20 protein-coding genes are annotated in these 24,585 nt (G+C 50.0%); 7 read left to right on the plus strand and 13 right to left on the minus strand.

The annotated features are described in order from the left end of the window. Positions 1-53: 53 nt before the first annotated feature. Positions 54-671, minus strand: coding sequence for a heme-binding beta-barrel domain-containing protein (locus tag AC6R10_RS04005; RefSeq protein ID WP_500671528.1), 618 nt, complete (start codon positions 669-671; stop codon positions 54-56). A 309-nt stretch (positions 672-980) separates the two neighbouring features. On the opposite strand from AC6R10_RS04005, the gene AC6R10_RS04010 reads away from it, so the two are divergent. Continuing rightward, a complete protein-coding gene (locus tag AC6R10_RS04010) occupies positions 981-1,640 on the plus strand; it encodes an HAD family hydrolase (RefSeq protein ID WP_487901560.1) in 660 nt (219 codons plus the stop codon). Positions 1,641-1,650: 10 nt separating this feature from the next. Here AC6R10_RS04010 and AC6R10_RS04015 read toward each other — a convergent pair whose 3' ends face one another. Beyond that, positions 1,651-1,818, minus strand: a complete 168-nt coding sequence (locus tag AC6R10_RS04015; RefSeq protein ID WP_500671529.1) for a hypothetical protein — start codon at positions 1,816-1,818, stop codon at positions 1,651-1,653. A 392-nt stretch (positions 1,819-2,210) separates the two neighbouring features. Between AC6R10_RS04015 and yghU the strand changes: the two genes are divergently transcribed. Continuing rightward, on the plus strand, positions 2,211-3,068 hold the full coding sequence (gene yghU, locus AC6R10_RS04020) for a glutathione-dependent disulfide-bond oxidoreductase (RefSeq protein ID WP_487901562.1): 858 nt from the start codon (positions 2,211-2,213) through the stop codon (positions 3,066-3,068). 75 nt (positions 3,069-3,143) lie between these two features. On the opposite strand, the gene AC6R10_RS04025 is transcribed toward yghU, so the two are convergent. Together AC6R10_RS04025 and fdhF are read right to left on the minus strand one after the other, a co-directional pair. Further along, a complete protein-coding gene (locus tag AC6R10_RS04025; RefSeq protein WP_334551710.1) occupies positions 3,144-4,076 on the minus strand; it encodes an endonuclease/exonuclease/phosphatase family protein in 933 nt (310 codons plus the stop codon). 159 nt (positions 4,077-4,235) lie between these two features. After that, positions 4,236-8,411 (minus strand): formate dehydrogenase subunit alpha, encoded by a 4,176-nt coding sequence (gene fdhF / locus AC6R10_RS04030; RefSeq protein ID WP_500671530.1) that lies wholly within the window; start codon positions 8,409-8,411, stop codon positions 4,236-4,238. Positions 8,412-9,077: 666 nt separating this feature from the next. On the opposite strand from fdhF, the gene AC6R10_RS04035 reads away from it, so the two are divergent. From AC6R10_RS04035 to AC6R10_RS04045, 3 genes are read left to right on the plus strand one after another with little or no spacing between them, the layout of a single operon-like run. Beyond that, positions 9,078-9,737: a TetR/AcrR family transcriptional regulator gene (locus AC6R10_RS04035; RefSeq protein ID WP_487901565.1), complete on the plus strand. Its 660-nt coding sequence runs from the start codon at positions 9,078-9,080 to the stop codon at positions 9,735-9,737. Continuing rightward, positions 9,724-11,037 (plus strand): efflux RND transporter periplasmic adaptor subunit, encoded by a 1,314-nt coding sequence (locus tag AC6R10_RS04040; protein ID WP_500671531.1) that lies wholly within the window; start codon positions 9,724-9,726, stop codon positions 11,035-11,037. Before AC6R10_RS04035 ends, AC6R10_RS04040 begins: the two co-directional genes overlap by 14 nt. Beyond that, positions 11,034-14,135, plus strand: coding sequence for an efflux RND transporter permease subunit (locus AC6R10_RS04045; protein ID WP_500637699.1), 3,102 nt, complete (start codon positions 11,034-11,036; stop codon positions 14,133-14,135). Before AC6R10_RS04040 ends, AC6R10_RS04045 begins: the two co-directional genes overlap by 4 nt. A gap of 52 nt (positions 14,136-14,187) precedes the next feature. Here the strand turns inward: AC6R10_RS04045 and cyoE are convergent, their stop codons facing one another. The 6 genes from cyoE to AC6R10_RS04075 all read right to left on the minus strand — a co-directional run bounded on the left by cyoE (position 14,188) and on the right by AC6R10_RS04075 (position 19,647). Continuing rightward, entirely contained in the window at positions 14,188-15,054 is an 867-nt protein-coding gene (gene cyoE, locus AC6R10_RS04050; protein ID WP_500671532.1) for a heme o synthase, read from the minus strand. A 7-nt stretch (positions 15,055-15,061) separates the two neighbouring features. Beyond that, on the minus strand, positions 15,062-15,376 hold the full coding sequence (gene cyoD / locus AC6R10_RS04055; RefSeq protein ID WP_500671533.1) for a cytochrome o ubiquinol oxidase subunit IV: 315 nt from the start codon (positions 15,374-15,376) through the stop codon (positions 15,062-15,064). Further along, a complete protein-coding gene (cyoC, locus tag AC6R10_RS04060; protein WP_334551703.1) occupies positions 15,373-15,987 on the minus strand; it encodes a cytochrome o ubiquinol oxidase subunit III in 615 nt (204 codons plus the stop codon). The genes cyoD and cyoC overlap by 4 nt, the downstream gene beginning before the upstream one ends. Continuing rightward, positions 15,977-18,013 (minus strand): cytochrome o ubiquinol oxidase subunit I, encoded by a 2,037-nt coding sequence (gene cyoB, locus AC6R10_RS04065; protein ID WP_500671534.1) that lies wholly within the window; start codon positions 18,011-18,013, stop codon positions 15,977-15,979. The genes cyoC and cyoB overlap by 11 nt, the downstream gene beginning before the upstream one ends. 5 nt (positions 18,014-18,018) lie before the next feature. Next, positions 18,019-18,933, minus strand: a complete 915-nt coding sequence (gene cyoA, locus AC6R10_RS04070) for a ubiquinol oxidase subunit II (RefSeq protein ID WP_500671535.1) — start codon at positions 18,931-18,933, stop codon at positions 18,019-18,021. A gap of 543 nt (positions 18,934-19,476) precedes the next feature. After that, positions 19,477-19,647: a hypothetical protein gene (locus tag AC6R10_RS04075; protein WP_334551700.1), complete on the minus strand. Its 171-nt coding sequence runs from the start codon at positions 19,645-19,647 to the stop codon at positions 19,477-19,479. 227 nt (positions 19,648-19,874) lie between these two features. On the opposite strand from AC6R10_RS04075, the gene AC6R10_RS04080 reads away from it, so the two are divergent. After that, positions 19,875-20,351: an HAD family hydrolase gene (locus AC6R10_RS04080; RefSeq protein WP_487901568.1), complete on the plus strand. Its 477-nt coding sequence runs from the start codon at positions 19,875-19,877 to the stop codon at positions 20,349-20,351. Between the two features lie 97 nt (positions 20,352-20,448). On the opposite strand, the gene AC6R10_RS04085 is transcribed toward AC6R10_RS04080, so the two are convergent. Next, entirely contained in the window at positions 20,449-21,057 is a 609-nt protein-coding gene (locus tag AC6R10_RS04085) for a DUF6198 family protein (protein ID WP_334551698.1), read from the minus strand. Between the two features lie 288 nt (positions 21,058-21,345). Here AC6R10_RS04085 and AC6R10_RS04090 point away from each other — a divergent pair, with 288 nt between their 5' ends. Further along, positions 21,346-22,053, plus strand: a complete 708-nt coding sequence (locus AC6R10_RS04090; protein ID WP_500671536.1) for an SDR family oxidoreductase — start codon at positions 21,346-21,348, stop codon at positions 22,051-22,053. A gap of 51 nt (positions 22,054-22,104) precedes the next feature. On the opposite strand, the gene AC6R10_RS04095 is transcribed toward AC6R10_RS04090, so the two are convergent. Both AC6R10_RS04095 and AC6R10_RS04100 read right to left on the minus strand, forming a co-directional pair. After that, complete coding sequence (locus AC6R10_RS04095; RefSeq protein ID WP_500671537.1) at positions 22,105-23,436, minus strand: diguanylate cyclase domain-containing protein; 1,332 nt, start codon at positions 23,434-23,436, stop codon at positions 22,105-22,107. Between the two features lie 2 nt (positions 23,437-23,438). After that, positions 23,439-24,437, minus strand: a complete 999-nt coding sequence (locus AC6R10_RS04100; protein WP_500671538.1) for an ABC transporter substrate-binding protein — start codon at positions 24,435-24,437, stop codon at positions 23,439-23,441. Positions 24,438-24,585 lie beyond the last annotated feature (148 nt).

A 24,585-nucleotide genomic window follows, 5' to 3' on the forward strand; every position in this document is an offset into this window, starting at 1 on the left:
AAGGGCTAAATCGCCCTTTTTGTCACACTTCTGACCGGACCAAGCGTTCGATGTTACTGTTTGACTAGCGTGCTGCTGTCGGTGTGTGCGAACGGTTTACCATAAATATCCAACGTTGTCGTTTGTGAGTAAGTCAGTTGCTGCTCACTGATGGAAAGATTCATCGTGAAATCGGTCGTCGTGGCGTTATCAGTCATGTATTCCGATTCAGCAATACCACGTTTCGCGGCGGTGAGTGTCATCGTGTCCCCTGCGGCACCCTCTGCGGTGACACAGGTGGTACGTGGAACGCAGAAGGAGTTATACACCATCTGGTTCTCTTGATCATAAATCAGGTAACCGCGCTGATCATGGAATTTTGAGTGGTCCGCTTTACGAAAAACCTCTTGCTTGTAGTAAAGCGCAACCAAGTATTGATCGCTGGCGTTAGTCGCATCGGCGGCCACTTCAAAGGTCATCACTTCGTAAAATGGCGTCACGGCTGGGCCGCCTTTACCGACCGAAGAAGCCTCTTGGCCCGGAGCGATATCCACACCACCCGCATCAACCGATTTCCAAGTTCCGACCAATTTCGCCAACGGGCCAAAATCCATACCATTGATCATGTTGTGATCGGCGAGAGCGGGTGCTGACAGTGCAGCGCCAAGTGTCAGAGCGATAAGCGTTTTCATTCTATTTTCCTTATAGGGTTGACTTTACCGCGCTCACCATACGGTTAAAATTACACCGTTTATTTAATCGAGATCATTTTTTATTAGGTAAATTAAGCAAAGGTGTAAACAAATATTTCAATTGAAATAGAGTTGTTAATCCATATTATTCAATGAGTTATTGATACTTTTGATTATTTCAATCATCGATGGTTTTTATATTTTCTACCCCTCTTATCTCAAGCAAATATTCAATTTATGCCACTTGGACTGAGCCATTCATCTATGTCAGAATGACCGCTTTCAACGTCACACAATGAACGCCCTACTATGAATTTCCAAGCCGCAATTTTTGATATGGATGGCCTATTACTCGATACCGAGCGCCTCTGTATGCAGGTGTTTGAACAAGCCTGCGCCAACGTTAACCTTCCGTTCTACCCTGATGTCTACCTCTCCATCATTGGCCAAAACGCGGTCAGCATTGATAAGACATTTCGTAAGGTGTACCACGACGATCTCGATAAGCTCGATGCAGAATGGCGTAAAAACTACAAAGCCATCGTTAATCATCAAGCCATTCCGGTCAAAGAAGGCGTGCTTGATCTGCTAAAGTGGTTAAAGGCGAACAAGATCCCAACCGCTGTTGCCACCTCATCACAACGAGAGGTTGCCACGGTGAAATTAAAACTGGCGGGATTGGATCAATACTTTGATTCTCTAACGTGCGGCTGTGAAGTGACCCAAGGCAAACCTGACCCAGAGATTTATTTACTCGCCGCTCAAAGGCTCGGCGTTGAGGCCGCGCAATGTGTGGCGTTTGAGGATTCGAACAATGGTGTGCGCAGCTCCATGGCCGCCAATATGACGACGTTTCAGATCCCTGATTTGGTCGCGCCTTGTGAGGAAGTATTGGCATTAGGCCACTACGTCGAGTCTTCGTTATCGGATGCGCTGGCGCGCTTGAAAACGGAAACAATGGTGGCCTAACACCTAGGCACTATGAATAGATTTTGCTCTCGGTGCGGCGGTTAATATGCGGCGCCGAGGGTTCATCGAAATCGACCAAAATCAGTTCACTGTACTTTTTCTGTTGCAAGTTCAATGGTTTAACTTGCTGCTGGTGTTTACGACGCTTTTGGCGCGCCTTTCTAATCATCTCATCCATGGTATGACTCCCTAGCTAACTGTGGTCAAACAGCTGTTCAATTTGACCGCAGTTTCACTGTAGCAGTTCCCTCTTTTTGCTCCATTGATTTTCCTATCTGCTGTGTAAAATGATCGGATTTTGTGATCCTGTTTGAAGGCGCAGCACCGAGCGCTTGCAAATAAGAAGGCTGAAATGTGCTCAAGATAGTGCCCTGCCTCTGACGAGTGTTGTCGTGCCTATTACTGATTATCTCGCCTAACGCATCCGCCGATATGCCAAAGCACTCTGCGTCATAACTCAAGGTTCTATCAAATTGGTCCGATAGCCTTTTAATTTTCTCTTGCCACCCCAACGTGTGAAGTATGCCCTATGATGTTAGGGCACAAAGCAACGTTGGATAAGGAATTAGAATGACTAACCAATACGTACCACCTAAAGTTTGGACAATGGAAGAAGGCAATGGCGGTCAATGGGCCAGCATCAATCGACCAGACTCAGGCGCGCGCCACGAACAAGCCCTACCCGTTGGCGAGCATCCGCTACAACTGCATTCTCTGGCAACGCCAAACGGACAGAAGGTCACCATCTTACTCGAAGAACTGCTTGCACTCGGTGTCAAAGAGGCGGAGTACGACGCTTACTTGATCAAAATTGGTGACGGTGATCAGTTTGGTTCTGGCTTTGTCGAAATCAACCCGAACTCAAAAATTCCGGCCTTAGTGGACCGTTCTGGTGAAACGCCCATCAACGTCTTTGAATCTGGCCACATCCTGCTTTACCTTGCGGAAAAGTTTGGTCATTTCCTACCTAAAGATCATGCGGCGCGAACTCAAGTGATGAACTGGCTATTTTGGCTGCAAGGCTCTGCGCCTTATCTGGGAGGCGGCTTTGGTCACTTCTATGCGTATGCACCAGAGAAATTCGAGTACCCGATCAACCGATTTGCGATGGAAGCCAAGCGTCAGCTCGACGTACTCGACAAAGAACTGGCGAAGCACACCTACCTCGGTGGTGAAGAGTACAGTATCGCCGACATCGCCACCTGGCCGTGGTACGGCAATCTGGTGTTAGGTCACGCCTACAATGCCGCAGAGTTCTTAGACGTCGACAGTTATCAACACGTCAAACGCTGGGCGAAAGAGATTGAAGCGCGAGAAGCGGTGCAGCGTGGCCGCATCGTTAACCGTGCATGGGGTGAAGAGTGGGAGCAAGTGCCTGAACGCCACAGCGCGGCAGACATTGATAGAGTGCTCGCGCTGAAACCTTAATTGCCCTCGACCTCCTCTACTGAATAACCCATTCAGCTCATAACCAAGGCAAAAACTGCCTTGGTTTTTTTGTGCTCAATAGCCAATTTTGGTGAGAACCAACTTGTGATCGGAACCGTTGGGTGTCGAGAGACTTTCTCTGTGGCACAAACGCCGCCCAGCATTGGCCGATTGTAGCCACAGGTGATCAATGGCTATCATGGTTGATGCAGGCGTTGCGACTTGTGCGCCCCAATTAGGCCAGCTCGCCACCGGCGCGGTCTGAAAGGTGGGGAACAGCTGTGCAAAGCGTCGGCTGATGGAAGATAGGTTAAAGTCTCCGACGATCAGCACTTCATCATCAGGGTATTGCTCATTCAACGACTCAATGGTTCGAATCAACGCGTTGCGACGATGCCAAAGTTCTTTGCTACGCGGCGAAGGTGGATGCGCCACCATTAAAGTGATGGGATCTTGTTTTGGTGGATGCCATAGCGCGCGAATCACGCTCTGCTGATCCGGCGTGTGAAACACAGAGGCGTCCGTTAACGGAGTAGTGCTGAGAATCATTTGACTAGACGGGTAACCGATGCCCTCTTGGCCGCCATAGAAAAACGGATAGCGGTCATCGAGCAATTTAAGCTGTTCACCAATCTCAGGCGCCACTTCCTGCATCACAATCAAATCCGCCGGCTGCGTTAATAAGTAATTGATGAACTGATGGATATCTGGGTTTTCGTAGTAGAGATTGTATTGCAAGACGGTGACGGGGGTATCGCAATCAGCGACGAGTGCTTGGCTGCCTTTGGGGGTCATCAAGGCAAACGCGCCGGCAAGGACAAGGCAGACAAGCGTTTGACCGTAACAGCGGGCCAGCCCCAACACGAGCGCAAGCAGTACATAGCCAAACATAAACAGCGCAGGAAACGCGACGATGTTTTCTACCCACCAGAGGGACTCTTTCAGTGATAACCCAGCCCAGCACAAGGCTGGGAAATAGACAATTGCCCAAAGAATCCAACGCTTCACTCCACCTCTCCCTCAAAGTTAGCGCCACTTGAGACAAAGCCCAATCGCGCGTAACAAATTAGAGTAAGTATGGTCGATGATTGACGTTTTCACCGAGTTTTTAACGGCTTAGCCCAAGGCTAAGCCGTTAAAATCGGCTAAAGTACAACGCGTGATTGCCTAAAGCGGCTCCACGCGTACGGCTGCGACCTTAAATTCCGGGATCTTAGCGTGCGGATCTTTGGCCGTGGTGGTCAAACGGTTGACCGGTGACTCCACAAAATGGAACGGAATAAACACCACCCCAGCCTGCATACGCTTGGTGACAAAAGCGTCGATCTCAATCTCACCTCGCCTGGTTGAGACTTTCAGCCGTTGACCATTGCCAATACCTAAGCGCTCGGCATCCTGCACGCTGATCATCGCTCTTGGCCCAGCAAGGTTATCCAACCCTTGGGTTTTTCTCGTCATGGTACCGGTGTGAAATTGCTCCAGCACGCGACCGGTAGTCAGCACTAATGGGAACTCCTCATCCGGCAGCTCTGCGGCATAGCGAAAAGGAATCGCCTCCATTTGCCCTTTACCACGCGAAAACTGCGTCTGGTGCATGATGCGCGTCCCTTCAGGGTTATTCTTATTGCTCGGCCACTGCACGCCATTAGGCGGGATGTTGGCCCACTTTAGACCGCCATATTGTGGTGTGACTCGAGCTATTTCATTGGTTATATCCGAGACCTGACGATAACGCCACTCCCCACCCATCGCATTGGCGATTTCCTGAATGATCCACCAATCTTCTTTCGCCTCGCCCGGCGGCGCTACTGCAGGAGTAATGCGCTGCACTCGGCGCTCTGTGTTGGTAAAGTGGCCCGATTTCTCGGCAAAGCTACACGACGGCAAGACCACATCAGCGTACTGCGCGGTTTCGGTAAGGAAGATGTCTTGCACCACCAAGAAATCGAGACTCTCAAGCCCTTCAATCACGTGGGCTTGATCCGGATCGCTCAGTACCGGATTTTCACCCATCACATACAAGCCGCGTACGCTGCGATCGCACGCGCCATCGATGATTTCTGTTAAGGTCAATCCAGGTGTGAGCGATAGATTGGGCGCATCCCAAGCGAGGGCAAATTTATCCCGCACCAAGGGGTTATAGACCTTTTGGTAGCCCGGGTAGTTATTGGGCAGCGCGCCCATATCACACGCACCTTGCACGTTGGATTGGCCGCGCAGAGGGTTAATACCGCCGCCTTCAATACCGATGTTGCCGCACAAGAGTTGCAAATTGGCGATGGAACGAACGTTATCATGACCGGTAGTGTGCTGAGTGATGCCCATTGAGTAATACACAGCGGTGCGTTTCGCCGTGCCTATCATGCGCGCCATAGCGAAAATATCGTCCGCCTTCACACCGGTGACCAGCTCCACGTTTTCTAACGCGTATGAGGGCGACATTACCTCTTGCATCATGGTATCAAAACCGTCTACGCGCTCTTCGATGTAGTCTCGGTCATACCAACCGTGTTTGATGATTTGCTGCATAACGCCATTAATCAGCATCACATCGGTCCCCGGACGATGCGCAAGATAGAGCTCAGCGTGATCGGCCATAGCGATGCGTTTCGGGTCGGCGACAATCAAGCGCGCGCCATGGTGACGCACCGCTTGTTTAATGTGCGAAGCGATGATCGGGTGCGCAGATGAGGTATCGGACCCTATGATAAAGATGATGTCGGAATGCTGAATGCTCGGAATATCATTGGTCATCGCGCCACTGCCAAGCGCCGCTTCAAGCCCAGTGACTGTCGATGCGTGGCACAAACGCGCACAATGATCGACGTTGTTGGTGCCTAGCTCGCGACGGATGAATTTCTGAAACGCGTAGTTGTCTTCGTTGGTGGTTTTCGCAGAGGAGAAACCGGCCAGTGCATCCGAACCAAAGTCGCGCTTGATGGCAGAGAACTTGTTCGCAATCAGCGTAATCGCTTCAGACCAAGACGCCGGTTGCAACCAACCATCTTTACGAATCAACGGCGTGGTGAGCCGCTCGTCACTGCCAATAAAATCAAAACCAAAGCGCCCTTTGACGCACAACATGCCCTCGTTAACTGGAGAGACTCCGCCTGTCACCGCCATGATACGATTGCGTGCTTCATCCACATGCAGCGTCAACTTACAGCCAACGCCGCAGTAGGTGCATATGGTATCCACCTGTTTCAACTCAATATCCCGGCCTTGCGCTTTATTGCGCTTATCCACCATCGCCCCAGTCGGACACGCTTGCGCGCACGCACCGCACTGTACGCAGGCGGAATCGCCCATTAAGGTGCCATTGGGGCCAAAGTTAGGTCGTAAATCGGGGCGAAGTTTCGGGTGGCCTTTCTCGTCGGTCATAAAGCTCAAAACGCCATGAACGGATTGCTCACGACACGCTTGTATGCATTGCCCGCAACTGATGCAACGGTTGGCATCAAAAACAATAAACTCTGAGCTGCTATCGACGCAGAATTTATGCCGCTCATCACGCACCGCTTGCCAATCGGCTGCGGATTGAACCTTCACCGATTGCGGGTGGTGTTGCTCGGCCTGATAAGTGGTGGCGTAGTCACGCAGTGCACAATCGGTGTTGGCTTGGCAGCCACATTCTAGGCAGCGCGCAGCTTCCGCCATGGCTTGCTCGTTATCAAAGCCTAGCTCGACTTCGTCAAACGAGCATTCACGCTGCTCGGCGCTGAGCTCAGGCATGATCATCCGCTTCACCTGCTCTAACTGCTTAAACTGAGCAGGGTCGACTTTGTTTAACGACGGCTCTTTGCGCGCATTAAACGGTTTAACAGGCAGTGATGCCATGGTGCCATTGAAAAAGCGGTCGATGGCTTGCGCGGCAATTCGCCCATCCGCTACCGCTTCAATGGCAGTGGCTGGGCCTCGGCGAAAATCACCGATACTGAACAAGTTACCACTGCCGTGATGCATGGTAGTCTCATCCACATCAGCGGTATTCCAACGGGTGATAGGAATATCCAGTGTTTCATGCCGCATGAAATCCAGATCTGGGGTTTGTGACACGGCCGCAATCACGGTATCAAACGCTTGTGTGAAATACTCGCCAGTCGGCTCTGGACGACGACGACCTGAGGCATCCGGTGTCCCCAGCGCCATGCGCTCAAAGGTGACTTGATGTACGCGCCCTTGCTCGTCCGCATGGTTTTCCACTGGGTTAGTTAAAAAATGGAACTTGACCCCTTCGTGTTCCGCTTCCACGATTTCATAATCTTCGGCAGGCATTTCATCGCGGGTACGACGATAAATCAGTGTGGTATCGGCGCCAGCTCGCACCGCAGTGCGCGCGCAATCTATCGCGGTGTTGCCCCCACCGATCACCGCCACTTTTTTCCCGGTGGTAAAGCGCTGCTCGGTAACGTAATCCTTGAGGTAATCCACTCCAAGATAACAACCCTCAAGCGTGCTCCCAGGGTAGTGCATTTCGACCGCTTTGGACGCGCCAACCGCAAGACAAACGGCGTCATACTCTTCACTCAGCGCACTGAGTGTGTTCGCCTCACCTAACTTGCTGTTGGTATGAATCGTCATGCCGTTGCGACACAGCAGATCTATTTCTTGATCAAGAATCGATTTAGGCAAGCGATACTCAGGAATGCCATAACGCAGCCAGCCCCCGGCTTGTGGCATCGCCTCAAACACGTCCACTTGATAGCCTTCATTCGATAGGTAGTAGCCCGCTGTCAATCCGCCCGGCCCACTGCCAACAATCGCGACACGTTGTGGCTTGTCGGCTTTTTTCTCCGGTACATAGGCCTGATAGGCACGCAGATCAGCGTCGGCTGCGTGGCGTTTGAGCTGGCGAATCGCGATCGGCTCATCGACGAGCGAGCGGCGACACTCACTTTCACAAAACGCAGGACAAACGCGGCCAATCGACAATGGCATCGGCAACGTTTTTTTAATCACTTCGACCGCTTTTTGATGATCATTTTGCGCAATATGGTAGAGATAGCTCTGAATATCGACCCCAGCGGGACACGCGGTCTGACACGGCGCTTCACAATCGGCGTAATGATCTTCCATGATGCGATTTAAGGCCCGGCGGCGATGCTCTGAAAGCGCAGGAGACTGCGTCACCACATTGAGCCCAGAGTAGACCTTCAATTCACAGGCACGTTTCATGCCGCCACTTTCCACTTCGACCACACACAAATCGCATGGGATTTTGTCGTTTGAACGGTTCAAACCACACAAAGATGGGATCTCAACGCCGCAGACGTTCGCGACCTCAAGTAACGTTTTGTCCGTCTCGACAATTCGATAAGCTCCATCAATGATTATCTCAATCACACCGCACTCCATTCTTTGCGACATTACACCTTTATTAACCATACAATATTAATGGTTAATAACCTGTGATTGATCACACATTCGTACTCTTTAGCACGTGAATTTCCGCAGTGGATTTCATGTCAAGCCTATGCTCACCTAAGTTTCTGATATTGTTCAGCATCCATCGATAATCATACAAATAAATTAGGCATCATATTGTTAACAGAAAGGGTAATTATGTGGCACGTCATTTTCATAATCGTAATGTATAATTTCGTTTTTAACATTTAATTATAGATAACAATAATGTTACTTTAGACACCGTTAGTCACACCGATGAATCAAGAGTTTAATTGACGAAAAACGGTGTTAATGGGACACCATTCTTTCGGTATTTTTATGGTGATTACTATTGGGGTAATGACTTTGAAAATATCGCTTTAAATGGCGTTTAATAACACTCTCTACGTGTGGCAAACATTCCAAACTATCTCATTTCATACTTTGATCCGTGCGGTTTGCCCACTGCACGGTTTTTTTTCGTCTTTTTCTCGAGACATCGCATTTTGTGAAGCATCGCAATAATTATCCACTTGATTAACAGGTGAATAATTTTTCTCATGTCGAAGCGCCAGTTTGCCCCCTATAATTATCCAATTGTTTAATTGTTGATTGGAGAAGCCCGTGCAAGAGAGACCACGCCGCGCAGGTCGACCGACGCAAAACATTGATGCCCGAGACGCGCTCATCCTCCACGCGCGCGAACTGTTTATGGCGATGCCGTATGACAAGGTCTCGACACGTTTGGTTGCGCAAAAAGCGGGGGTCAACGCCGCGATGATTCGCTACTACTTCGGCAGTAAAGAGGGGCTATTTGAGACCATGCTGAGAGACACACTTGAGCCGATGAAACATCAATTGCAACAGATGTTTAGTGTCGGTTCTCAGCAAAATTTTATCGACATTATGCGCACTTACTATCAAGAGATGCACAAAACGCCGCACTTTCCCAAGCTCATTTGGCAAGTGATGAATATGCCTGAGTCGCAAACCCAGCGAAAACTCATGCAGAAAGTCTTTGATGATGTGAGCCGGCCCATGCAGTCAATGATTTTTGAGAAGCTGGCCGCCAACGGCATTATTCGCCCTGGTATGGATCCCCTGCTGTGTCGAGTCTCCTTTATCAGCTTGATGGTGTTTCCGTTTATCGCACCCGCTTCTCTTCTCTCGATTCATGGCATTGAACTAAGCGAATCTTTTTTAAACCGATTACTTGAACACAATATTGACGTTCTTAAACATGGCTTTTTACAAGCCCAAGGCGAACACGATGAAAATCAATAAGAAACTTCTGTTTTTCCCTGCCCTTGGGGTCGGGATCCTCATTCTCGCCCTCGCGATCATGACCAAGCCGCAACTGCCCGTAAAGCCAGCGGGTGAGCGTGCCAGACTGGTCGATACCCAAACACTGGAACTCAAAGCGATGGCGCCACTGGCGATTGGTTTTGGCAAGGTTGCACCGAAAGTCGAGTGGAAAGCCATCGCGGAAGTTACGGGGAAAATTGTCTATCGACACCCGGATCTTGAAAAAGGACAAGTCCTGCGTGCGGGGACGGAAATTCTGCGTATTGACCCGCTCGACTACGAACTCAAATTGGTTCAAGCCCAAGCTGATCTCAATTCTGCTCACACCTCTTTAGCTAAGCTCAACCAAGAAGAAGCCAACCTCAAACAGACGTTAGTGATTGAGTCAAATCGACTCGACATTGCCAACAAAGAACTCGCGCGCCAACAAAACCTGCGTCAAAAAGGGCTGAACTCTCAATCCGACGTTGACCAGCAGCAGCAAAGCACCTTATCGCAACGTAAACTGGTGCTCGACATCGAGAACCAAATCGGCTTGATGCCTGACGAAAAACGCGTTGCAGAGGCGCAAGTGAAAGTGGCGACCTCCAAAGTGGATGAGGCCAAGCGTTCTCTCGAGAAAACCATCATTCGCTTGCCTTACGACTTACGCATCGCCAGCGTTGACATCGAACAAGACCAAGTGGTCAATCTACAGCAAACCATGGTGGTCGCTCATGGCATACAAGTGATGGAAGTGGAAGCGCAGCTCTCGATTCATGACATGCTGACTATCGCAGCAAGCCTAGGTGAATTTGGCCGCGACGAATCCGGTATTCCGCAACCCAATATGACGGATATTAAAGCTAACGTGCAGCTAAGCAGCGGAAACCTAAAAGCCTCGTGGCCTGCGCGTGTGGCGCGCATCAGTGAAACGGTCGATCCTAATCAAGCGACGGCGGGCGTCATCCTCGAAATCGAGCAAGATTATCGCGCACTTGCGCCGGGCGCTACGCCGCCACTGGTTAATGGCATGTTTGTGCGCGCTGAAGTCGAAGGCCAAGCCAACCCGAGTTGGGTTATCCCTGAACGGGCCCTCCATGGCAATACCATTTATCTGCTCGATGAAGAGAGTAAATTGCGTATGGTTCCGGTTGAAGTACTTTATCGCCGCGATAACCAAGTGGTGATCGAGGGGGATTTGGAGCAAGGACAAGCGCTGATTCTCAATGATCTCCTCCCTGCGATTGAAGGGATGCTGCTCAAAGATGCGCGTTCGCCACAGGAGCCGAAATCATGATTCGTTTTTTCGCCAAGCACCCAACGGCGGCCAACTTATTGATGCTCACCTTGCTACTGCTCGGCGTGACATCTCTCACCACCATCAAACGTGAGACATTCCCTGAGTTTGATCCGCCATATATCATGGCCGGCGTCGTCTACCCCGGCGCGTCGCCACAAGAGGTCGAAGAGAGCATTTGTGTGCGCATGGAAGACGCGGTGGATGGTCTGGCCAATATCGTTGAAACACGCTGTGAGGCGGTCGAAGGCTCAGCGCGTTTAGTACTCAAACTCGACGAGAAAGCCGATATTGGCCGCATGTTGGTGGATGTGCAAACTCAAATCAACGCCATCAACGATTTTCCGCAGGAGATCGAATCCCCTATCGTTCAAGAGTTGGATTGGAACGAGCCTGTGGTTGATGTGGCTATCACCGCAGATACCACATGGCCAGAGTTAAAAGCCTACGCCGAACAGCTTAAGCGAACGTTAAAACTTGACTATGGTGTGTCGCTCGTCGATGTGGCCGGGTTTTCTGATCACCAATACCGAGTGGAACTCGACACCAGTGCCATTCGCCAACTGGGTCTGAGTGTTGGCGATATCGCGACGCAAATCGGCAAGCAGAACGTCAAACTGCCCAGTGGCAACGTGGAAACGCCTGACAAAAACTTTCTCATTCGCTTTGATGAGCGACGCGTTACACCAGAGGCACTTGAAACGATTGTGGTTGGCTCTGGGCCGAATGGTTCTCTGATTCGCTTGCGAGACGTGGCTAAAATCACCGATCGCTTTGAGCTCGATGAGCAAAAAGTGCTGTTTGATGGTCACCCATCCGCCCTACTTAAAGTGAGCAAAAACAAAGAAGACGACGCACTGCGCATTAAAGAGCGCGTGGCTGCCTTCGTGGCCGACCAACAAGCGCACGCGCCCGATGGCGTCACCCTTGAAATGACCAATGACCTCTCATCGGTGTTATGGGACCGCCTGACCATGATGGTACGCAACGGCTGGCAAGGGATCGTGTTGGTGTTTGCCACCATGTGGCTCTTCTTTAGCCTACGCTACTCGTTTTGGGTGGCCGCAGGCTTACCGGTGGCTTTTTTAGGTGGGCTGTTCTTGATGGCGCAGCTTGGGCTATCCATTAATATCATGTCCTTGGTCGGCTTATTGATGGCGATCGGTATCATGATGGATGATGCCATCGTCATCGCTGAATCCATTGCCGCCCATTTAGATCGAGGTGAAGAGATCGATGACGCGGTGATCAAAGGCGTCAAAAAAGTGCTCCCTGGGGTGATCTCCTCCTTTTTAACTACGGTGTGTATCTTTGGTAGCTTGCTGTTCCTGCAAGGAGAGATGGGCGCAGTGCTCAAAGCGGTGCCGCAAGTGCTGATTTTGGTCTTAACGCTCAGCTTGGTGGAAGCGTTTTTGATTTTGCCGAATCACCTGTCGCACTCATTGCATAAGCAGAAAGTCGAAAAAGCGCCCAATCGTTGGAAGAAGCGACTGCTCGATTCATTTGAGCATTTTCGCAACACCACGTTGGTCAACGCCGTCGACAAAGTGGTGGCCTACCGTTACGCGTTTTTGGGTGCGGTGGTGGCGATGCTGTTGATCTCTGCCTCAACACTGGTGAGTGGCATTTTGAAGTTCCAACCCTTTCCTGAACTGGATGGTGATATCGCCGAGGCTCGAGTGATTTTGCCGCCGGGATCTTCGCTGCGCCAAACTGAACAGGTGGTGGATCACATTGTTGCTTCAGCGCGCAAACTCGATAAAACCTGGAGTCAGGAGTTTGAGCAAGGCAGACCGCTTGTTGAGCACATCACTAGCCAGTTTAATACCAACGCGGATGCCAATGAATCGGGCCCGCACATTGCGACGGTGAGACTCGATCTGCTCGGCGCGGAAAGTCGCAACACCCTTATTGATGACTTCATTGCTGCGTGGCGTGATGATGTCGGTGAGCTCGCCGACCCCATCTCTTTGGTGTTTAAGCAGCCGACGATGGGGCCGGGTGGCCGCGCGATTGAAATTCGCGCCAAACACGATTCATTGGAAGAGCTGAAAGCCGCCTCCATTGAGATTCAGCAATACCTCAATGAATTTGATGGCGTACATGGCGTCTTAGATGACATGCGCATGGGCAAAGAAGAGGTGCTGGTGAAGCTGCGCCCAGGCGCCGAGAGCTATGGGGTGAACGGGCAACTGATCGCTTCGCAACTTCGGGCGGCGTTCTTTGGTCAAACGGCGGATGAAATTCAAGTCGGCGTGGAGAACATTTCTATCGAAGTGAGGCTGGACAAAACACAGGCCGGCGATCTTGGCCAGTTAGCCAACTTCCCTATCATTCTTGCAGACGGCAGCCAGATCCCACTTGCCAGTATTGCAACCTTGGATTTCCAACGCAATTACGTGCGGATTCAACGTATTGATGGGCTAAGAACCGTCAGTGTGTTTGGTGATACTGACAACACCAAAGCCAACTCCACCGCCATCATTCGTCAGTTTCAGCAGCAAGAAGCGCCAAGACTGGTCGCTAAATACCCGGGGCTGAGATTTGATTTTGAAGGCGAAGCGAAAGACGCCGCGGAAACCGGCGCCTCAATGGGTAAAGGATTTTTGCTCGGACTGTTTGGCGTGTTCGCCATCTTAAGCTATCAGTTCCGCAGCTATCTTGAGCCGTTTGTGGTCATGCTGGCGATTCCACTGGCGTTTATCGGTGTGGTGTGGGGCCACGTGCTGCTTGGCCACCCATTGAGTATGCCGAGTATGATGGGCTTTGTATCGCTGGCGGGGATCGTGGTGAACGATTCCATCTTACTGGTGCAGTATATCCGCCACCATGTCGATGAAGGGGACAGCGTGCACGACTCCGTGGTCAAAGCGAGTCGCGAGCGTTTTCGCGCCGTCTTTCTCACCTCGATGACCACCGCCGCCGGCTTACTGCCGCTCCTGACGGAAACCAGTTTGCAAGCGCAGGTTATCCAGCCGCTGGTCATCTCGATTGTGTTTGGCATCTTCGCCTCGACACTCCTGGTACTGTTTATGATTCCGGCTGCCTACGCCATCCTAGCGGATTTTGGCTTGGTGCATAAACACGAGGAAATCTAACAACAAAGGCACCCGCGGGTGCCTTAATTGATTGTGAGATGAACTCAGTGGGCTAAAGAGTAAGGGGAATCAGCTCCAAACCGAATATCGAACTCACCCCCATCACCACCAGCAATGACACTTTAAACACCGCCTTAGACCACACCATGTAGTTCTCCTCGGTGACCGGTCGAAACGTCACTTTCGTCCACCATAAACAGACCGCCGACGCGACCAGCAGGTATTCCCAACCCGCTTCACCGAGCAAATACAATCCTAGCGCAACCAAATTAAACGCCAGTACGTATGCCAACATATGTTTGCGCGCCGTTTGGATACCGGCCACTGCCGGTAACACCGGGATGCCCGCCGCTTTGTAGTCGTGCATGCGAAACATGGCAATCGCATACGAATGGGGCATTTGCCACAAGCTGAACAAGGCGAACAACAACACGGCTTCCAAACTGATGTAGTTGGTCACGGCCAGATAGCCAACCAAAGGCGGCACGGCGCCAGAGACGCTGCCAACTAAGGTGCCATAGACCGAGGTGCGCTTGTACCACATAGTGTAAAAGAACACGTAAAACACGTAGCCCAACAACACCACTACCGTCGCGAGCGGATTGGCCAAGGTGTAAAGCATACCCGTTCCGACAAGCAGCAAGATCAAGGCAAACACAAAGGCGTGATCGACATTGAGCTCACCTTGCGCCAACAAACGACGCTCGGTTCTCGCCATTTTTACATCAATATCTCTATCAAAGATGTTATTGATGACGCACCCTGAGGCAATCACCAACGCAACGCCAACCAAGGTGCTCAGGAGCAGCGATGCGCTCGCGGACTCTGATTTAGCCGCAAGGAAAAACCCTGCGGCAACAGAGATCATATTGCCTATGATGATGCCCGGCTTAGTGATCGAGAGATACCCTTTCAACATGAGCGGCCTACATCATCATGTTGATATTAAGGTTCCACATGATCCAGATAGAGCCGCCAATCAAGATAAGAACCACTATCGAGGTAAACATCAGCGAGACGAAGTTCCACTGGCCTTCTTCGGTGCGCGTTTCCATATGGAGGAAGTAAACAAAATGCACCACCACTTGAACAATCGCGCAGCCAAAGAGCACCGCATAGGTCCATGCCGGTGACAAGCTTTGCGTGGCAACAAAGTAGAACGGTATCGCAGTTAAGATCAACGAGGCGAGAAAGCCTTTCACGTAGTCTTTTTTCCCGCTGTCCGCAGCTTGATGACTCATGGCATGACTCCTACTAAGTAAACGATGGTAAAGACACAAATCCAGACGATGTCGAGGAAGTGCCAGAACAAACTCAAACACTGAAAACGCATTTGCATGGTGTCCGTCAGCCCTTTAGTGCTCAGTTGCCAGTAACACACGACTAACCACAGCAAGCCAAAACTGACGTGCAGCCCGTGCGTTCCAACCAAGGTGAAAAAGGCCGACAAAAACGCGCTGGTTTGAGGCGTCGCCCCTTCCGCTATCAGGTGATGGAACTCATACAGTTCCATCGCGATAAAGCCTGCGCCAAGCAGGAAAGTGACGATCATCCAACGCTTTAGGCCAGCGACATCACCGCGTTTCATCGCAATCATGCCAAAACCAAAGGTGATACTGCTCAGCAGCAGCAACATGGTTTCCACAAACACAAACGGCAGCTCAAACAGCTCCTTGCCTGTCGGGCCGCCTGCGGTGGCGTCCGACAACACCGCATAAGTGGCGAACAAACTGGCAAACAACACACAGTCGCTCATCAAATAGATCCAAAAGCCAAACTGCTTGTTTGCGTTGCCATCATGATGGTGATCGTGCTCGCCATGTCCAGCGAGCGTTTGAGTATCAGCGTGCATACGTCACCTCCATATCCTCATCTTTACTCTCTTGGTCAGACGAGCCTTGACTGGCGCGGGTCGCTCTTTCACGATGCGCCGCTTCAATCGCTTTGATTTCATCGACTTGGACGTAGTAATCCACATCGTCATTGAAACTGTGCTTGATACAGGTGACGACCATGCCCACCAAGCCGATGGCCGCAAGCCACCAGATGTACCAGATCATCGCAAAGCCAAACACCAAGGCCCACGCCGAGACATAAATGCCCGTTGGTGTGTTTTTGGGCATGTGGATCGGCTCGTACTCAACCTCGCGGGTGAGATCGTGTTCACCGCGCTCTTTCTGATACCAGAAGGCATCAAGCTCATCCCCTTTGGGTAGATGGGCGAAGTTGTAAAATGGCGGTGGTGAAGAGGTCGACCATTCGAGTGTACGACCACCCCACGGATCGCCCGTCACATCGAGGTTTTGTCTGCGATCGCGGATGCTGACGTAAATCTGGATGAATTGACACAACACACCTAGCGCGACAATCGCCGTTCCGAAAGCCGCGACAGCAAGCAGTGGGAAAAACTCTGGGTCGATATTTTGGCTGATGCGACGCGTCATGCCCATAAAGCCCAACGCGTAAAGTGGCAGGAAGGCGAGAATGAAACCAGTAATCCAGCACCAAAACGCACGTTTGCCCCAAGACTCATTGAGCATAAAACCCGTCGCTTTAGGGAACCAATAAGTGATCGCCGCAAAGCAACCAAACACCACGCCACCAATGATCACGTTATGGAAATGCGCAATCAGGAATACCGAGTTGTGCAAGACAAAATCCGCCCCTGGCACGGCCATCAAAACACCTGTCATGCCACCAATCGTGAAGGAGATTAGGAAACCTACCGTCCACATCATCGGCGTGGTAAATCGGATACGACCGCGGAACATGGTGAACAACCAGTTAAAGATTTTTACGCCCGTCGGTATGGAGATCACCATGGTCGCGATGCCAAAGAAAGCATTGACGTTTGCCCCTCCCCCCATCGTGAAGAAGTGGTGCAACCAAACAACGAACGCCAAAATGGTGATGACGATTGTTGCCCATACCAGTGAGGTATAACCAAACAGCTTTTTGCGTGCGAATGTTGCGGTCACTTCAGAGAACACCCCAAACACTGGCAGAACCAGTATGTACACTTCAGGGTGTCCCCACGCCCAAATCAGGTTGACATACATCATCATGTTGCCGCCCATATCATTGGTAAAGAAGTGCATCCCTAAGTAGCGATCGAGCGTCAGCAGCGCAATCGTCACGGTCAAGATCGGAAATGAGATGATGATCAGGATGTTAGAGCACAGTGAAGCCCAAGTGAACACGGGCATTTTCATTAGTGGCATCGAAGGGGTTCGCATGCGCAAAATCGTCGCAAAGAAGTTAACCCCAGATAAGGTCGTTCCAACACCTGATATTTGCAGCGCCCATATCCAATAATCCACACCCACCCCAGGACTGGCCTCAATCCCCGACAATGGCGGGTAAGCGAGCCAACCTGTTCGGCCAAACTCACCGACGGCAAGCGACATATTGGTTAAGATCACCCCGACGACAAACAGCCAAAAACTCAAGTTATTGAGGAAAGGAAATGCCACGTCTCGAGCGCCAATCTGCAAAGGAATGATGATGTTCATCAAGCCAATAATCAGCGGCATCGCGACGAAGAAAATCATGATCACGCCGTGCGCGGTGAAAATCTGATCGTAGTGATGCTGCGGTAGATACCCCGCTTCACCGTACGAAGAAAGTAATTGCTGGCTGCGCATCATCACCGCATCGGCAAAACCACGAATCAACATGATCATTGCCACGGCAATATACATAAAGCCTAATTTTTTGTGGTCAACCGAAGTAAACCACTCACTCCATAGGTATTGCCACTTACCCATACGGGTAATGGTACCCACTACCGCCAACCCCACTATCGCGATCACCGCCATGGTCACCATGATAATGGGCTCATGATATGGAATGGATTCTAACGTTAATCTTCCGAACATTATCGTTACCCTTTATGTTCTGTACTGTGCATGTGATCGGTCATTTCCTCATCGTCACTCATATTGAGCGAGCCCATAAACTGCATCACCACAGAGTGGAATAAATCATCAGGGACATGAGAAAAGTAAGTCACAGGCACGTTCTCGCTCGGCGTTGCCAGTGCTTGGTAATCATTGAAATCACGCAGCACCTTAGGTTGCGCTTTCACTTCGTTGACCCAATCCTCAAACGCACTCACATCAGGCAGAGCATGAGCGGTAAACTTCATGTGAGAGAAGCCTTCACCGCTGTAACTCGCTGACATTCCTTTGTATTCGCCTTCATGATTGGCGATAAGATGTAGGCGCGTCACCATGCCCGGCATGGCATAAATTTGACTGCCAAGACGCGGTATGAAGAAGGAGTTCATGATGTTGTCTGAGGTGATTTTGAATTTCACCGGCACACCTTTGGGAAAGGCCACGTAGTTGACGGTGGCAATATCGTGTTCTGGGTAGATAAACAACCACTTCCAGTCCAATGACACCACTTCAATGGTCATGGGTTCAATATCACTGTCTAGCGGTGTTGAAGGTTCCAGTTCATGGGTGGAGCGCCAGGTAATCACGGCCAAAATCGCGATGATAATGATAGGTATCGTCCATACCACAATCTCAATTTTGGTCGAGTGAGACCATTCCGGCGTGTACTCTACATCCGTATTGCTGGCGCGGTACTTATAAGAAAAATAGATGGTCATCAAGATCACAGGAATCACGACGATCAACATCAGAACCAATGCTGTAATGATCAGCTCTTTCTCTCGTACTCCAACCAAGCCTTTAGGATCAAGTAAAGCAGACTGACATCCAGAGAGGAGTATCGTGGCGACGAACGCACTCACCCTCAACAAGATGTGTTTATATCTTGAGGCTTCCATTGACTTTCTCGACTGTCGTAGCGGATAAACACCGACAACGTCGATGTGTTGAGCAATCCGCGGTTAAACCGTATCCATTTGCTATGGATTTTATTTACTTGCACAACCGTGTTTGCTTTCGCCACATCGAGGCATATCCGCTCTGATGGCCGTGCACTCGTCACTACCACCTCCCATTTATGCCAAAATGTTACAAAAGAAACACTTTGTTACAAACGGCGCATTATGCGGATCTAAAAATCAAATCATAGCGCTGCAAAATGCAATCTTACCTTCCATATTTGAAACGAATTACAATCTAAATCCATGTTTTAAATATGGATCATTAATATAAGGCCCTGTATTTACTGGACTGGTAATATTGATCTGGGTCAATCAATGCGTAGAAAATCGAACGACTTGAAGCAAGTGGGAAGAGGAATTTAGAGGGAATTTTCTTTGTCAGCGCAAAAAGTGTTGCAAAATGTAAAAAATTATTTCATGCAAAAAATAAGGCCAGAGAACATGCTCTGGCCTTATCTTAGAATTCTCTCATCCGAGCAATTACGCTGCTTTAGATGATTGAGCGATTTGTAGATCTTTAGCTGGGTAAGTCAACATCAATCCGTCCGCTTTAACGTGCACGTAAAAACCGCCGCTGCTTAAACCGTAAACGGTCATTGGGCCGAAGTCCTTACCTTTTGTCGCTACTACCACATCACCGATTGCGTACATTTAAACCACCTCAATTAACTGGATTTTTCACTAACCTACCTTAGGTTATGCGGCGACTGTAAGGGCATTTTTATCCGGTGCCTAATCCAGTTTTTTATCGTTTCGATTAGCAATAGTTAACCATTTTCAATTAGCGCTGGATTTCTCGTAATAGATTGAAAATAATGACCAATCAACACCTTCCCATTCACCGAGGGTGCCAACGAACAAATATGGGAGAGCGGGCAATGACGCAACCGATCTATCTCTTTGATTGGGGAGATACCTTAATGGTCGATTTTCCCGACCAAAGCGGGAAAATGAGTACATGGGAAAAAGTCGAAACGGTAGAAGGCGCCGAGCAGACGTTACAAGCACTCGCAAAAGAGCATGCGGTTTACGTGGCCACCAGCGCTCAGCACTCCTCAGAAAGAGACATTGAACAAGCCTTCCAGCGAGTCGGGTTAGACAACTATCTTAATGGATACTACTGCAAGGCGAACCTAGGGTTAGAAAAAACCAGTGTGGCGTTTTACGACGCCATCGCACAATCGCTGGAGGTTGAGCCAAGCCATTTGATCATGGTTGGAGATTCACTGGAAAAAGACATCTATCCTGCCCAGCAAGCTGGGCTCAATACGGTTTTGTACAACCCAAACAACGATGCGGTACCTGAAGGCATCACACACATCCAGTCACTGACTCAGTTGCTCGAACGCGACTAAAGTACAAGCCAGAGAACAAAAAGGCAGAGCTCAGCGGTCAATACCACCTTGGCTCTGCCCTTTTCATCTGTGACAAACTCGACACATTAACGTCAGATTAAGCCGCCGTGGGTTTGGGCTGATAGCGACCCGGTTTATGGTTCATGGCCAAGATAAGGTTAGTCGCAATCGCGCCCAGTACCGACAATAGAATCAGATGGATATCGACGATAAACAGCGACAAAATCACGATGGTACAGTCGAGACCCATTTGCACTTTACCGGCACGAATACCAAAGCGCTCTTGAAGAAACAGCGCCAAGATGTTAAAGCCACCTAAGCTCATTTTGTGACGGAATATCACCAGCATACCGACGCCGATTAATCCACCACCCAGTAACGCCGCATACACGGGTTCAATACGGGCAATCTCAATCAAGTGATGAAGATGGTCGACCGCAAACGACACTATGGTCACCGCAATAAACGTGTTGATGGTAAAACGCCAGCCCATACGAGTGACCGACAAAATATAGAAGGGTAAGTTGAGAGCGAAAAACACCTGACCAAAACTGAAATCACTCACTTTAGTGAGGAAAATCGCCAACCCCGCGGTGCCACCCGTGAGCAGACCTACCTTGTTAAAGAAGATCACCCCAAGTGAGACCAGGGCACTACCTAAAATGAGGGCGAGTAAGTTTTCTCGCAAGCTATGTTCGTTGTCCATAATCCGGCTTCCTATCCTTTAGATTCAAAATATTCTCAGAATCAAACGGGCATAAGATGAAGTTGTTTGGCAAAAATGTCGAGATCGTCCGTGATAATGATCACATCATAAGTGTTAAAGGAAGTTTACACAGTGTTCACCAATTCAGTGCATTTAGCGAGTACCAGCCCACACCGCCGTGTGTTGAAAGAGGTGGAACGCAACTCGGTGAGCGCTGTGCCGCTTTGACCCGTACAAAGCCTCATGATTAAACAGGCACAAGCGTCATTGAGAGGAGTAAAGCAGAGGATGAAGGTTTTAATCGTGGGAGGCTCTGGCGGTATTGGCCTTGCTATGGTCAAGCAGCTTATTGAAGATGACACTATCGACACCGTTTATGCGACCTTTCGCCAACGTCAACCGTTGCTTTCGCATCCCAAGCTCAACTGGTTTTTGGTGGATGTGTGTGATGAGGCGCAGATTGAGTACTTAAGTCAGACCATCAGCCAACTCGATTGGGTTATCAATACGGTGGGCATATTGCATGACGACACACATCAACCAGAAAAGCGACTTGCGCAGCTCGACAGCGCGTTTTTCCTTCGCTCAATGCAAACCAACGCACTGGCGACAGTGTTGCTCGCTAAACACTTGCAACCGCTGCTGATGAAGAGCAAACAGCCTAAATTTGCAAGCTTATCGGCTCGGGTCGGCAGTATCAGTGACAACCGTTTGGGTGGCTGGTATAGCTACCGCGCCTCAAAGGCGGCGCTCAATATGACCATCAAAACCTTGAGTATTGAGTGGTCACGGATTAAGCCGAGCAGTTGCGTATTCGCGCTGCATCCAGGGACAACCGACACGGCACTGTCGGAGCCTTTTCAGTCCAATGTCCCCGAAGGAAAACTGTTTTCTCCTGAGCGCGTCGCGCGTCAACTGCTGGCGATAGTGTTACAGGCCGATGAGCAGCTCAGCGGTGAGTTTCTCGCTTATGATGGGACGCGAATTGAATGGTGAATGGCCTGTAACAGAACATCACGCCATTGGTCACATCGTGCTCGATCAACATTATTTAGCGATAGGCTGAATCGATAAGTGGTGGGAGGCCAGTTGCCATGTTGGGCCTCTGTGGCCTTTCGCTTGGTACATCGCCAAGTCCGCCAAACGCATCAAACTGGTTCTGTCTTCGGCATGGTCAGGGAAACAACTCACCCCGATACTCACGTCTAATCTCACCGCTTCGCCCTCGAACACGATAGGTTGATTGAGGTGATGCGTCAGCTCATCGATAAGAGCATCGAGACAGGAGAAATCATCGAGTAAATCGAGACAGACGACAAATTCATCCCCCCCCAGCCTGCCGACAAAATCACTGTCACGGAACGAATGGCTCAATCGATGCGCCACCGTCACCAAAATACAGTCGCCTGCGTCATGGCCCAAGGTGTCATTGATCTGCTTGAATTTGTCCAAATCAATAAACAGCAACGCGAGCTTGTGTTGCTGCAAACGCGCTCGTTGCAAGGCATCGTCCAGTTTGGCATTGAAGGCTCGACGATTTTTTAGGTTGGTTAACGTGTCATGCTCAGATAAGAACGTCAGCTGCTTCTGTTTCTCTTTTAACTGCAACGTTTGACGTTCCACTTCACGTTGTAACTCTCGCTTGGTCACCGTGGTTTCTTTGAGGTTGCTGGTCATACGATTGAAAAAGGTCGCTATGGTTTCAAATTCCGAATCCATTTTTTTCAGCGATACCTTGGAGTCTAAATCCCCTTTGGATACCGCCACAATCGCCCTTTTGATTTCCGTCGCACCAATACGATAACGAAGGAAAATGTGCAAACTGATCAAACACACCACAACCGAGCCGATGATCATCCACCCAGCAGCAAACCACATCAAGGATTTGAGTTCACGGGCGCTCTTATCCAAAACTTGGCGATGCACATACGCCAGCTCCTCAGTCATGGTTTGTACAATCATGCTGTAGCGAGATTGAAACAGCTCACGACTGCTCAAATCACTCGCCAACGGTAAGGCCGAATCTTGCGCCGAATAGATCCGACTCTCTTGCGCAATCACAGCGGAAAGGCCGTCACTCATTCTTTGCATATTGTCCAACCGGTGATCACGGTTTTCAAAAGTGCTGAGCTGCGCCGCGAGGTCTGAATGAGCGCTGATGACGTGATGCAAGCTCTGCTCATCATAAAACTGCATGAACAACCACAACTGACTTCTCAGCATATCCACCGACAGTTGCAGTTCGACCACCTGATCCAATTCGATTTTTGTTTGACGCTGCTGGGCGTTAATGTTTAGCAATAGCACCACAATCAACACGGTCAGTACGAGTGTGGTCCCAAACAATAACGAGAGTTTCTTGGTTAACGACTTCAGCATAATTAATCTCGCAGCTCCGACCATTGCTCAAACGGCTCGGTGTAGAGCAGTTGACGAAAATCCGGCATATCATTGTCAACCAAACCATTTTGCTTCGCCCAACGCGCCTGGATCTGCAGGTTGGACAGCAGAGCGTTGCCTAGGGACAATCTGAACACATAGTCATCCCACGACCACGTGATTTGTTCCGCCGGCAGCGCAAGAAACTCCGCCGCCAGCTTCTGCGCGTTCTCTGGGTTGAGGTGAATCCACTCTATCGCTTGATCGAGCGATTGAATCAGTTGCATAGGTGCATCATTAGCTTGAGCCAAATAGGGTTGAGTAGAAAGTAGATTAAAGCTCAATTGATACAGTCCGGTTAAACCGAGATAATTAATTTCACCGCCGGTTGCTTGGTGAATCTGGTAGATCATGGGCTCCCAAGCCGAAATGGCATCCACCTGCCCTTCAAGTAGCGCTGTGGCTATCTCTGAAGATGCTACAAACACCTTGTTGATATCGAGATGGCTCGCCTCATGGGATAGCAAGACCGCATCCAAATAGAACTCGCTCGCACTGCCTTGAATCACTCCAATGCGTTTACCTTGCAGCTGACTCACTTGACGAATGTCCGACGAACTGAGTGAGACCAGTTTTACGTCATTGTCTGACTCGACGAAGGTGGCCAGCAGTGCGAGTTCAGGGTGATCAAAAGCGTTGAACATGGCGACCGATTCCGATGCGGTCGCCAAATCGACCTCGCCTTGCATCAACAACTTCGCGCACTCGACCCCACCGGTGCATGGGATCATTTCAACGGATAAGCCCTGTTTGTCATACAGCCCCAACGCGTTTGCCACAATAAAGGGAGTGGAGAGTGGCGTCGTCGAGACGGCAATCCTCATCCTATTCAATTCACCTTGCTGGTCATCCTTACCTTTGGCGCCCAACCACATAAACAGTGCGACGAAAACCACACTGATCCCTATCCATAGCCACTGACTTTTTATTGTTTTCTGCATTCATTCTTCGCTTTATGTACGCAATCATGCTCGTATAAATCTAGTCAATAGTTGTCTATCTGGACAGAAAAAAATGAATAAAGCCGAGGATTTCTCACAATTAACGCGCCCATCAAGCAAAGTGCGCCTTCGGTTGTTGTGCGATTCA

Source organism: Vibrio sp. R12-SG2-ISO1 (genome assembly GCF_059834045.1).

Coding starts and splice junctions, on each gene's coding strand:
- AC6R10_RS04085 (WP_334551698.1), bottom strand. CDS start 21,057: ATGGACAACGAACATAGCTTGCGAGAAAACTTACTCGCCCTCATTTTA.
- AC6R10_RS04045 (WP_500637699.1), top strand. CDS start 11,034: ATGATTCGTTTTTTCGCCAAGCACCCAACGGCGGCCAACTTATTGATG.
- cyoC (WP_334551703.1), bottom strand. CDS start 15,987: ATGCACGCTGATACTCAAACGCTCGCTGGACATGGCGAGCACGATCAC.
- cyoE (WP_500671532.1), bottom strand. CDS start 15,054: ATGTTGAAAGGGTATCTCTCGATCACTAAGCCGGGCATCATCATAGGC.
- AC6R10_RS04095 (WP_500671537.1), bottom strand. CDS start 23,436: ATGCTGAAGTCGTTAACCAAGAAACTCTCGTTATTGTTTGGGACCACA.
- AC6R10_RS04080 (WP_487901568.1), top strand. CDS start 19,875: ATGACGCAACCGATCTATCTCTTTGATTGGGGAGATACCTTAATGGTC.
- AC6R10_RS04015 (WP_500671529.1), bottom strand. CDS start 1,818: ATGGATGAGATGATTAGAAAGGCGCGCCAAAAGCGTCGTAAACACCAG.
- AC6R10_RS04005 (WP_500671528.1), bottom strand. CDS start 671: ATGAAAACGCTTATCGCTCTGACACTTGGCGCTGCACTGTCAGCACCC.
- AC6R10_RS04075 (WP_334551700.1), bottom strand. CDS start 19,647: ATGTACGCAATCGGTGATGTGGTAGTAGCGACAAAAGGTAAGGACTTC.
- AC6R10_RS04040 (WP_500671531.1), top strand. CDS start 9,724: ATGAAAATCAATAAGAAACTTCTGTTTTTCCCTGCCCTTGGGGTCGGG.
- cyoA (WP_500671535.1), bottom strand. CDS start 18,933: ATGGAAGCCTCAAGATATAAACACATCTTGTTGAGGGTGAGTGCGTTC.
- AC6R10_RS04100 (WP_500671538.1), bottom strand. CDS start 24,437: ATGCAGAAAACAATAAAAAGTCAGTGGCTATGGATAGGGATCAGTGTG.
- yghU (WP_487901562.1), top strand. CDS start 2,211: ATGACTAACCAATACGTACCACCTAAAGTTTGGACAATGGAAGAAGGC.
- AC6R10_RS04090 (WP_500671536.1), top strand. CDS start 21,346: ATGAAGGTTTTAATCGTGGGAGGCTCTGGCGGTATTGGCCTTGCTATG.
- cyoD (WP_500671533.1), bottom strand. CDS start 15,376: ATGAGTCATCAAGCTGCGGACAGCGGGAAAAAAGACTACGTGAAAGGC.
- AC6R10_RS04010 (WP_487901560.1), top strand. CDS start 981: ATGAATTTCCAAGCCGCAATTTTTGATATGGATGGCCTATTACTCGAT.
- cyoB (WP_500671534.1), bottom strand. CDS start 18,013: ATGTTCGGAAGATTAACGTTAGAATCCATTCCATATCATGAGCCCATT.